1 rRNA gene is annotated in these 1,423 nt (G+C 53.5%); it reads left to right on the top strand.

Features of this window, described 5'->3' with window-relative positions:
- Positions 1-1,398, top strand: a 23S ribosomal RNA gene (locus ACODTO_RS29530); the annotation flags it as partial.
- Positions 1,399-1,423 lie beyond the last annotated feature (25 nt).

Below are 1,423 nucleotides of genomic sequence, written 5' to 3'. Positions count from 1 at the left end.
TAAGGCCGAGAGCTGATGACGAGTTACCCTTTGGGTGACGAAGTGGTTGATGCCATGCTTCCAAGAAAAGCTTCTAAGCTTCAGATAACCAGGAACCGTACCCCAAACCGACACAGGTGGTTGGGTAGAGAATACCAAGGCGCTTGAGAGAACTCGGGTGAAGGAACTAGGCAAAATGGCACCGTAACTTCGGGAGAAGGTGCGCCGGTGAGGGTGAAGCACTTGCTGCGTAAGCCCACGCCGGTCGAAGATACCAGGCCGCTGCGACTGTTTATTAAAAACACAGCACTCTGCAAACACGAAAGTGGACGTATAGGGTGTGACGCCTGCCCGGTGCCGGAAGGTTAATTGATGGGGTTAGCTAACGCGAAGCTCTTGATCGAAGCCCCGGTAAACGGCGGCCGTAACTATAACGGTCCTAAGGTAGCGAAATTCCTTGTCGGGTAAGTTCCGACCTGCACGAATGGCGTAACGATGGCGGCGCTGTCTCCACCCGAGACTCAGTGAAATTGAAATCGCTGTGAAGATGCAGTGTATCCGCGGCTAGACGGAAAGACCCCGTGAACCTTTACTATAGCTTTGCACTGGACTTTGAATTTGCTTGTGTAGGATAGGTGGGAGGCTTTGAAGCGTGGACGCCAGTCTGCGTGGAGCCATCCTTGAAATACCACCCTGGCAACTTTGAGGTTCTAACTCAGGTCCGTTATCCGGATCGAGGACAGTGTATGGTGGGTAGTTTGACTGGGGCGGTCTCCTCCTAAAGAGTAACGGAGGAGTACGAAGGTGCGCTCAGACCGGTCGGAAATCGGTCGTAGAGTATAAAGGCAAAAGCGCGCTTGACTGCGAGACAGACACGTCGAGCAGGTACGAAAGTAGGTCTTAGTGATCCGGTGGTTCTGTATGGAAGGGCCATCGCTCAACGGATAAAAGGTACTCCGGGGATAACAGGCTGATACCGCCCAAGAGTTCATATCGACGGCGGTGTTTGGCACCTCGATGTCGGCTCATCACATCCTGGGGCTGAAGCCGGTCCCAAGGGTATGGCTGTTCGCCATTTAAAGTGGTACGCGAGCTGGGTTTAGAACGTCGTGAGACAGTTCGGTCCCTATCTGCCGTGGACGTTTGAGATTTGAGAGGGGCTGCTCCTAGTACGAGAGGACCGGAGTGGACGAACCTCTGGTGTTCCGGTTGTCACGCCAGTGGCATTGCCGGGTAGCTATGTTCGGAAAAGATAACCGCTGAAAGCATCTAAGCGGGAAACTTGCCTCAAGATGAGATCTCACTGGAGCCTTGAGCTCCCTGAAGGGCCGTCGAAGACTACGACGTTGATAGGCAGGGTGTGTAAGCGCTGTGAGGCGTTGAGCTAACCTGTACTAATTGCCCGTGAGGCTTGACCATATAACACCCAAGCAATTTGCTGACC

The sequence above is a fragment of the Pseudomonas sp. FG13 genome (assembly GCF_057809755.1).
The sequence above is the reverse complement of the archived record's forward strand: the minus strand, read 5'-3'. Positions and strand labels throughout refer to the sequence as shown.